Origin of the sequence: Vibrio sp. 10N.261.55.A10, assembly GCF_041470825.1 — a bacterium.
Lineage (GTDB): Bacteria > Pseudomonadota > Gammaproteobacteria > Enterobacterales > Vibrionaceae > Vibrio > Vibrio crassostreae_C.
The window spans coordinates 1-9,864 of record NZ_JBFRNC010000096.1 but is presented as its reverse complement, the minus strand read 5'-3'; the positions used below and the strand labels follow the sequence as shown (position 1 = coordinate 9,864).

Annotated in this window: 8 protein-coding genes; 4 read left to right on the top strand and 4 right to left on the bottom strand. The window is 42.8% G+C overall.

The window, feature by feature from the left end:
• Positions 1 to 84: 84 nt before the first annotated feature.
• The 3 genes from AB4274_RS21530 to AB4274_RS21520 form a co-directional block, all read right to left on the bottom strand.
• Positions 85 to 828 (bottom strand): 3'-5' exonuclease, encoded by a 744-nt coding sequence (locus AB4274_RS21530; protein WP_229647044.1) that lies wholly within the window; start codon positions 826 to 828, stop codon positions 85 to 87.
• Positions 828 to 2,690 carry a DUF294 nucleotidyltransferase-like domain-containing protein gene (locus AB4274_RS21525; RefSeq protein ID WP_017069961.1) on the bottom strand — a complete coding sequence of 621 codons (1,863 nt, stop codon included), beginning with the start codon at positions 2,688 to 2,690 and terminating at the stop codon, positions 828 to 830. The genes AB4274_RS21530 and AB4274_RS21525 overlap by 1 nt, the downstream gene beginning before the upstream one ends.
• Before the next feature lie 283 nt (positions 2,691 to 2,973).
• The gene (locus tag AB4274_RS21520; RefSeq protein ID WP_017072471.1) at positions 2,974 to 3,693 is read right to left on the bottom strand and encodes a FadR/GntR family transcriptional regulator; all 720 of its coding nucleotides are present in this window, start codon (positions 3,691 to 3,693) and stop codon (positions 2,974 to 2,976) included.
• Between the two features lie 342 nt (positions 3,694 to 4,035).
• On the opposite strand from AB4274_RS21520, the gene AB4274_RS21515 reads away from it, so the two are divergent.
• The 3 genes from AB4274_RS21515 (at position 4,036) to AB4274_RS21505 (ending at position 7,225) form a co-directional block, all read left to right on the top strand.
• Positions 4,036 to 4,812, top strand: coding sequence for an SDR family NAD(P)-dependent oxidoreductase (locus AB4274_RS21515; protein ID WP_017069959.1), 777 nt, complete (start codon positions 4,036 to 4,038; stop codon positions 4,810 to 4,812).
• A gap of 174 nt (positions 4,813 to 4,986) precedes the next feature.
• Complete coding sequence (locus AB4274_RS21510; protein WP_017063624.1) at positions 4,987 to 5,709, top strand: FadR/GntR family transcriptional regulator; 723 nt, start codon at positions 4,987 to 4,989, stop codon at positions 5,707 to 5,709.
• Between the two features lie 148 nt (positions 5,710 to 5,857).
• Complete coding sequence (locus tag AB4274_RS21505) at positions 5,858 to 7,225, top strand: MATE family efflux transporter (protein WP_081322222.1); 1,368 nt, start codon at positions 5,858 to 5,860, stop codon at positions 7,223 to 7,225.
• A 230-nt stretch (positions 7,226 to 7,455) separates the two neighbouring features.
• Here the strand turns inward: AB4274_RS21505 and AB4274_RS21500 are convergent, their stop codons facing one another.
• Positions 7,456 to 8,493: a polysaccharide lyase family 7 protein gene (locus AB4274_RS21500; RefSeq protein WP_017061470.1), complete on the bottom strand. Its 1,038-nt coding sequence runs from the start codon at positions 8,491 to 8,493 to the stop codon at positions 7,456 to 7,458.
• 538 nt (positions 8,494 to 9,031) lie between these two features.
• Between AB4274_RS21500 and AB4274_RS21495 the strand changes: the two genes are divergently transcribed.
• Entirely contained in the window at positions 9,032 to 9,790 is a 759-nt protein-coding gene (locus AB4274_RS21495) for an oligogalacturonate-specific porin KdgM family protein (protein ID WP_114633649.1), read from the top strand.
• The last annotated feature ends 74 nt before the right edge of the window (positions 9,791 to 9,864 follow it).

Below are 9,864 nucleotides of genomic sequence, written 5' to 3'. Positions count from 1 at the left end.
ACTTTACGGGGTCACTTCATAATCGCTGGCTTTTTTTCCTTTAAAATCAGTAAAATAAGAGCCGCGCACTTGCAGCTCTTTTTCCTAGTGACTAATCCGATAGAGAAAGGCAACGGTCACATTATCGTTAGGCACAACTCGCTTCTGCTGAGCCAAAAACAATTCCGCTGTCGAAACGGCATCGGCTAATGCATTGTGGCTGTTGTACTCAGGAAGCCCGTACCTTTCGCGAGTCCCTGCCAAGGTTAAATCGACTTCTTCATGATTGCTGATCGCTTTCTCCATGCTTTTCTCAATACACAAGGTATCAAGCCAAAGCAGAGGAATCGCTCTTAAACCGTAGCAGCGAAGAAGGTATTGGCTAATGAACTTCTCTTCGACTACACACGCGTGCGCGACGATAATCTTGCCTTTCGCTGCTTCGAAGAAAGTGAGCATCGCATCATGAATAGATGCGCCCTCTTCCAGCATCTGTGGTGTGATGTGGTTAATCACCGCAGTTTCAGCGTTAATCTGAGAATCATTGTTCAGGTAGATATGCTTGGCAGAAGCCAAATCGATTCGTCCTTTCACCACATCGACCCATCCCATAGACAAGATAAGATCTTGTTCGCTGTCTAAGCCTGTGGTTTCGAGATCCAACACGATATAGTCGCTGTCTTTGGCCAAATCCGTCATTTCAGGACAAGGCTGTTCTACCAGATCATGTAACGCTTCTGGCAGCTTAACCGTACCCAAATATTGCTTACGCTTGCGTTTAATTCGTTCAAGCGGGTGAAAATAGTTTAGCATTCGTTTTAAACATTTATTAGTTGAACATAGCTTCATTAACGTGCTCCGAAACGAATTTTCGCCGCTTCTTGAAGGTCAGCAATGATCCTAAAGGCATCTTTCAAGTGTTTACGCTCAAAGCTACCAAAGCTATCTGGGTTGATGTTGTTGTCAGGCACATCCCCGTTCTTCAGCGCTTCAAGTTGATGGCCAAAACGGAAAGAGAGAATGAACTGGTAAGCACCCAGAATGTTCTTGAATGCATCGTCGCTCAGCATGCCTTTTTCATTGGCAGCAGCGAAACGTTCGTCAGTCGCCGACAAATCGCACTCCACAGCAAGGCCATAAATACGCGCTAAGTCGATAATCAAGTTGATCGCGTACTTCTTCACGTTCAACGTTTTCTTATTCTCACCTGACTTCTCTAGCACTAAGCTATTGAAGATGCCAAGTGGCGGGTTGGTATTGACCGCGTCTTTCACTAGCGTGCTTAAAAACTCACGGTTACCGCGAATATTGCTATGCAGCTCATCGCGCAGAATACCTTCGAACTCACTGTTGCCGTAGATAGTACGAATTTCTAGGAACACACTGATATTAAGCAAGCGTTCGTACTCTGGGTTAGCCACCCACTTCTTGTAGTAGTGCTTCCATACACTGAGTGGCTGACACCATTTTGGCGTCGCAGCCATGAATTTACCTGGACATAATGGGTAGTGACAGCTTGCTAAGCCGTTGGTCACCATCATCGCTAAGTGTTTGAAGTAAATACGGTCACTGTCGGTTGCATCGTCAGCAAGAACAATCGCGCTGTCTTGGTCCGACAACATGTGCACTTCATTACGTGCGTGCGATCCGGCTACGATCCAAGAGAAATCACACGGTGGTGGGCCTAACTTATCAATCGCTATTTGAATCAATCGACGGGTGTAGGCGTCCATAATCATGGTCATTACCTTGCCGACGGTTTCAGGCGCCACTTTACCTTCCACCAGCGCTTCAAAAATAGCTTGTCGTTCTGAGGTGAACGAAGACATGGTTTTCACGCTGCCCGCGTATTTGATTTTCTCGATCAAGAATATCGCTTGAACACGGTGGTTTTGAACCAAATGAGACGTAGTAAGAAGACCAACGACCTTATTCTCTTTCACAACGGGCAAGTTACGGATATTAAATTGCATCATGATAGAGGCCGCATGCAGCACCAGATCATCCGGTTTTACAGTAAGTGGAGAGTGCGTCATTACCTCTGAGATCAGGCTATCAGTACTCACGCCGTGGGCAATCACTCGCTTAGTCATGTCTCGGTCGGTGATCAAACCAACAATGGTTTCACCTTCATAGATCACGGCACACGGTGAGCGTTGATGAAGCATTTCAACCGCAACCGACTGGATGGTTTGCTCAGACTTAACAATTGCCACCTGCCCGCTTGCCACTTCCTCAACTTTACGAATGAACAGGCCTTTCTCTTTATTCGACCAGACCACATCCAGTGCCGACTTCAAGCGAACCTGCGCCTGTGAAGCAAAGTGTTCTGCGCAACTTGGAAAGGCTTTGAAAAGCGTTTGAAGTGCCGAGTGTGGAATCACATAAAGTAAGGTGTTTTCGATTGCGACAGCTCTATAGCCTTTTTCGTCGTTGACTTCAGAATCTAAGAACGTAAAGCCAAACAAATCTTCACTGCCTAGACGGGCACGAAGCACACCATCCGATTTTCGTTGCTCCATAGAGCCCGTTCGAATGATATAGAGCGATTTTTCCTTCCCAGACTCACACAAATCGACCACATCTCCCTTGCCGAGATAAGTAATTTGCACGTTAGAGGCAAGTTCGCGAAGTGCTTGTTTAGGGATCTTATCGAATGGGTCGATTTGACCTATGAATTGAAGAATATTTGGCAGTAGAGACTGGGGCATAATCACACTCACAATAATTTAATTAGTATTATTATATAACTTAAAATACTGGTTACTAGTGCTTTTAACGAAACAGCAAATAATAGATTAAATATTGGACACCAGTCAGGTTTTCATCAAATTTGGATGCAAAAAAAGCACGTATCAAACGTGCTTTTTAGAGGTCACTGCTGAAATTAGCTTTTGAATAACCGTAATTTTAACTTTGACTACCCTAGTTTTACGAGAATGCCCTCTCGTCGATAATGCAAAACGATCAAAGCTAAAATAACAGTGAAAACAATTAACTAGCGGCTGGTAATCTGTGGTTTGTTTCTAACAGGTGACTTGCTGACGCGTGGCGTGCTTTGTCACTATTACCTGCCATGATTGCTTCATAAATCTGGCGGTGTTCGTTAATACAAGTACTTCCCTCTTCAGAAGAGTGAGAAATAAAGTTAACAAACATGGTCGTTAAGATGTTACCAAATGGAAGATAGAAGTCGTTACCTGTTGCATTGAAGATCAGGCTATGGAACTTCATGTCGATATCTAGCCAACGCTCTTGATCAAGCGTTTCTTCGCTAGAAATTTCTACCATTTGTTGGAAAATACCAGACAGCTCAATGCGTTGTTCTGCACTCGCGAACTGAGCAGCTAAAGCACACGCTTCTGGTTCAATCGCGCGGCGTAAACCCAAAAACTGATGACAGAATTGGTCTGTATCGGCCAAACCGTCCATCCATTCAATCAATTGTGGATCTAAGAAGTTCCAGAATGCACGGTCAACAACGCGAGTACCGATCTTAGGACGAGATTCTAATAGGCCTTTTGAAGTCAGAAGCTTAACCGCTTCTCTTAATGCTGTTCTACTGATACCAAATTGCTCACACAGAGCCATTTCACCAGGGATAATAGAACCTTGAGGCAAATTGCCCGACAAAATACCACGGGCGATTTCACGTGCAACTTGCACATGAAGGCTTCGCTTAGAGCCTGAAATAGAATTGAAAGAGCCAGCCATGTGTCTACTTACCGATTAGATATGTATTATTTAACTCGGACTATAGCACTGATTTATATCTTCACCAACACAGCATCAGAATAACGTGAGGTCACTACCAGTAAAGGTTGGAGCAATATTTCACAAACCTGCTCATCTTTAGGTTTATAAAACCAATTCAACCTATTAATTCATACAAATAGTTCTCATTTACTATTTCAATGTATGCGTGAACTCACAAAACCACCCTTACTCTCACTATTTATGTCGGTAATAACCCGTTTTTAGATAAACACCCTTGAATATAGCAAGTGTTATTGTATGATTTATTGGCGTGAATAATCTACAATATAGGCGGCTCTGATGTTTAACGATTTAAAAGGCAAACGCATTCTAATTACTGGCTCTACTGCTGGTATGGGTTTAGCTACCGCACGTGTCTTTGCAAAATACGGCGCAAAAGTCGGCATCAATAGTCGTGCTTTCAGCCCAAAAGTCGATGACGTTCTATCTGAACTTACCGCACTGGGTGGCGATGTTGCCTTTTTTCCTGCAAACCTAATGGACACATTAGAGTGCGAAAGGTTAGTCAAAGAGTTCACTGATCATTTTGGTGGCATGGACGTGTTGATTAACAACGCCGGTGGCCTTGGTGGTCGCGCCAATCTAGAAAATATCGATGATGAGTTTTATGAGCGCGTAATGAACCTTAATGTTCGCTCTGCGCTGATGACAACCAAGTTCTCTATCCCGCACTTACGCGCCTCTGCTGCTGAGTCCGGGCAAACATCTTGTGTGATTAGCACAGGATCTATCGCCGCTCGCGAAGGCGGTGGTGTTGGTGCAGGCATCTATGCCGCGTCTAAGGCTTGGTTACACGACATTCACCGCAATTGGGTGAAAGAGTTCGCGCAAGACAATATCCGTTTCAACATTGTTTCACCGGGCACTATCGACACCGCATTTCACGATGGCAAGAGCGACGATTTGAAAGCGACCATTGCTAACAACATTCCAATGGGACGCTTTGGCCATATTGATGAAGTTGCCCCTTCATTCGCTTTCTTTGCATCGCACGCTTGCAGCGGTTACATCACAGGTCAAATCCTAGATGTTAACGGCGGACAAATAACGCCCTAGTTAGCTGGTTTATATAAGCTCACTCAGCGATTTAAGTTCGCCACACTATATAAGGTTAACAGACCCGAGTAGATGAGGGAAAACCTCACACTAAATTCGACGTATACACTGACACTAAACACCAGATTCGTCTGGCTTTTAGTGTTTTCAAAGTTTCAATTTCAGGTGGTTTAAATGTCAATATTTACATTGGTGGAAGATTCAAGCCGCCGAATTCATGTTCAAGTGGCGAGACAAATTGCTCGCAAGATCTTGTCAGGCGAGTTAGAAGAAAATCAAAAGTTACCCAGCGAAATGGAGCTGTGCGAAATCTTTGGAGTGAGCAGAACTGCCCTTCGAGAATCAACTAAGCTACTTTCGGCAAAAGGTTTAATCGAGTCGAAGCCAAAAGTGGGCACTCGTATCAAACCGAGAACACAGTGGCACTTCTTGGACCCGCAATTGCTGTACTGGATCCAAGATTTAGAAGATACTAAACCCTTCTTGTCTCAATTTTTAGGCTTAAGAAAAGCGATTGACCCGGAAGCGTGTGCGCTCGCTGCAACCAATGCAACTGTAGAGCAACGCAAAGAGCTTTCGATTCTTTTCCAGAAAATGACCATCGCAGCAAATAGCTTCGATTATGAAGAGTGGACGACCAACGATCACCTGTTTCACCAAACGATTTTCTTATCGACAGGTAATCAATTTTACATTCCATTCGCGAACATTCTGTCGACTATCTTCAAGCAGTTTATCGACCACTCCGCTGAAGGCGGTCGCTTCTGTTTAGAAGAACACAAAGCGATTTACGACGCAATAATGTCTGGCGATGCCAAGCAAGCTCGAATTGCTTCTCAAGTCCTGCTAGACGATGAGAACCAAAAGCTCTCTAGGGTTGAATTAGCCATCGCATAACCGAGATTAACCAAACTGACTTGTTTTTCAAAGACACAAGTCAGTCTTGTTTTAGCACCCATTTTTTAACCATCAACTACCGTAGTGTTTTCTTCTTTAAACGCTCTACTCCGCCACCTCAGAGAAAGCTTACGGTTATACACATAAGGTGTTGTTTGTGTCTTCACAATCGTACGTAAGGAAAAATTTCTCTCTCGCCTGGCCCCTCGCCTTAAACGGTATCTTGATGCAGTCGATGTTGATGATCGACACACTGCTTGTCTCTCCTCTTGGTGAAATCCCTTTAGCTGCAATGGGGATTGCGACGACTATCGTTGCCTTTGTACTGGGAATTCAAATGGCGCTGGCAAACGGTACTCAGTTAGTATTAAGCCGCGCAGTGGGCTCTGGCATCGCCGCATCATTATCTAAAGCATTTTGGGCAGGGTTATTTATCAACCTTGGCGTAGCAACACTATTTTGGCTTCTACTTACTTTTTTCGAACAACCCTTGATTCAAGCTTTAACAGATGACGCTTCCCTTCACTTAGAAATCAGCCGCTATCTAGACATCTCGAAATACATCGTTATTTTTACCGCGTTAACGCAGGTGATCATTGCTTTATTTAATGCGCTAGGCAGAACTAAAGTCCCATTCAAAGGTTACTTAATTGAACTGCCTATCAATGCTGTACTCTCATATGTGCTGATTCATGGTTTTTCTAATTTTGAAGGGATTGGAGTACAAGGCGCTGCATTAGGCAGCATTATTGCAATAACGATCCGCTTGCTGTATTTGGTTTTGTGCGTGCATTTAAGCTCAGCGATTTCACTCAAATTAGACGCTCAGCGCTCTGAATTCTTTACCAACGTTCGCCGTCACTTTATCGAAATATTCCCTGTAGCAGCGAACGTGACCATGCTTTTGATTGGCGCAACGATATATCAATTGTTGTATTCGCAACTTAACATCAACGCTTACGTAGCGATTACTTTGGTGATGCCTTGGATCAGGGCTGTCTCTCAATTTATTACCGCTTGGGCTCACTCTTCCGCGATTACTATCAGCCAAGCGATTGGCTCCAAAAAGATGGATGACCTAGTCAAAAACGTCGATACCAGTATCGATATTGCAGTCGTCATTTCTTTCGTTTGTGCACTCTTATTCGCAGGATTAAGTCTGGTCATTGGTGACATTTACCCGAACTTGGATGAATCTACCTATCAAGCATTGGCCGTTATCGCCCCACTCTACATATTCTTGCCAATTGTTCGTGGCTACAACACGGTTCATGGGAATGTACTAAGAGCACTAGGAAAAACGACCGCAGTCTTCAAAATCAACTTTACTGGTCAATGGGTAATTTCAATTCCATTGTGTGCATTGATCATCTTTGGTTTAGATGGCTCTATCTTTTGGGCCTTTGCTATCCAACCATTCGAAGAAGTCGTTAAAGCTTTCCCATTCCGTCACTTAGCTCGAAAGTCTCTAAAGGAGTTTGATGCCGACAAAGCTAAAGAGTTGATGTATGACTAAGTCCGGTATCGAGTCGCCGTCCTAAAATCTTTCTACGCTTTCTGATTACAACCTTGTCTTTTGACAAGGTTGTATTGTTTCAGCTGTACCGTTCATTGGTAAGCTTCATTGTACTCTCGCTGATACCCGGCTCATCTTAAATCTCATAGAAAACAAAAAGACCACTCAACATTCGGTTCAGTGGTCTTCGAAAACATTCCTTAAGGCCTGTTTCTAACTAGCCTTATGTACTATTTGCCGTTCAACTTTAGTGCCGAGAAAGTCACACTGTTATAGTCGCCATTCTTTTTATCGACAGCGAAATCGCCAGTACCGCCACAACCTGGCCCCCATACAGGGTGAGAATCGCTCACGCTACATTGGCCGTATGCGCCCGCTTTGTAATAGAAATCATCTTCAGCATAACCCGTTGGTGAATCAAGCTCATCAATACCCTTGCTCAGATCGATTTCATACTTAACCGTATCGTGACGTTCTGTTTCAAACGTTAGGTACATCATGGTGCCTTTCACTTCCACTTTGTAGCTAAACTCTTCACCAAGAGCAATGCCTGCTTCACCCGGTTCCGCTGGGTTTTCCCAAGTGTTACCCCAAACAGGGTAAGCTATATCGGCACGGTTAGGATCTTTTTTCTCTAGGTTACGCTCATAGTTCCAAAATACTGAACCCATTTCTTGGCCAGGAAACTTCTTATAGAAGATCTTTAGTGGTTCATTACCATGCCCGTAACCAGTTCCAGCTTTGATTAACTCATTATGTTTTTTAGCGTGAATCTGACCAACAACCACCGAGTGAGCTGGGTACTTTTCTGGGTACTTAGCGTTAATCGCTACGTGATTCACTTTTAGGGTCGCTTCTAGCGTGCCGCCAACGGCACTGTACTCGCTTGCTGATGGATGGCTAGACAATGCCCATTGGTTTCCTTTGTCCGCCGTATCGATAGAGAAATCTGCGCCTCTTGGCATTTGTCGTAATTCAGAACGCGCATTCTTCGAGTTTTTCGTCGTAATCGCTTGGTTCTGCACTTCAAATACAAGGTTGCCGTCTTTATCAAGATGGAAGAAATCACTATGTGAGTAGCTCATCATGGCTACCCCTTCTATTTCATCAACACGACCATCTTCATTAATATCTGAAGGTATGGTTATTTTCCAATTATGCATATCGAATTTATCGGCAGGTACGGGGTAAGAAACACCGTTATTTGCGAAAGTAACCATTGGTACAGTCGCTAATAGCGCCACTGCTAATATGTTTTTCTTAAACATGACTCATCCTTTATTGTTAACACATACCGAGTACACACTCAGTACAGAAACCACTTTTGAACACGAATTAGTACTAAATATTTTCTCTTCGACTTAAATAAGCCAACCGATAAATAGAATTTACATTTAGCCATTTTGTAACTTTTATTAAACATCTGGCTATGGTTTATATTTATGCCTCTCAACATGCTCCCTATGTTTAAGCCACGATGGTTAAAATAATCATTATTAACATATAGAAACACTTAATATTTGTATTATTTTAACACATGCAAAAAAGTGAGTTTCTAAGGTTTGTGAATATGAGAAGTACGTCATGATTGATTTAATACACAAGCCCTAAATTGAGATATTCATAACATTTAGCTATATATTTGGGCCATTAGTCAGAACTTTTTGATAGATCTCACAGAAATCTGACTCAATAATAAATACCATATTTGTCATACATTAATTTAATACCATGTAAGGTATTGGTTTGTGAGCCACGGGTACATTGGATGTATCCAGAATAAAAAAATAATAGTGAGACAAAGGTATGAACTCTGTTACAAAAATTGCTGCAATTGTTGCTACAACTCTTCTTGCAGGCACAGCGACTGGCGCAACTCTTGATTACCGTGCAGAACATAAGCATGAAGACGATAAATACGCGCATCGTATTAAAATTGGCGGAAGTACGAAAATAGCAGACGAGACAAAGCTATATTTTAGCGTTGAACAAAAGTTCGCTCCAAATGCAGAAGGCGATATATATAACCAATTGGAACGCGGAGATTCTGAGTTTGATTGGGGTGTTCGTTATGCGTTAGATGAAAAGTGGTATTTGCAGCCAGGTATGCCTATTACGTTCGGCGATGAAAAAACAACATTTAAACCACAGTTTCGTGTTGGGTATAAAGCTGACTTCGGTCTAACAACGGCTCTTCGTTACCGTCATGAATTCCAAAACTACACAGACAGTTCAAGCAGTTCTCTCACAAAAGTTAACGGCGACAAAATAGCATTAGCTGGTGAGACTGTTCAGCAAGGTAAATTTACATTGACTGGCGCTTATAAATTCCAAGACGAAGATTTAAAAAACCTTCAATTAAGTTATGAGGCGAACTACGTCAAAAGCTACGAAGATCAAGTCAAAGCGAATGGTGAAGATTGGGAATGGGATTTAGGTGTAAAAATCGGCTATAAATTCGATAACCTAAGACCTTATGTTGAATTTTGGACATCAGATTACGGCTCAGCGGAAGAGAATGAACGTCAGTTAAAAACACGCGTTGGTGTTACATACTCATTTTAAACATTGTGACTATCCATTCTTTAAAAAGGCTTATAAATTTCTAAGCCTTTTTTATGGTTCATCGCGGATTAGCG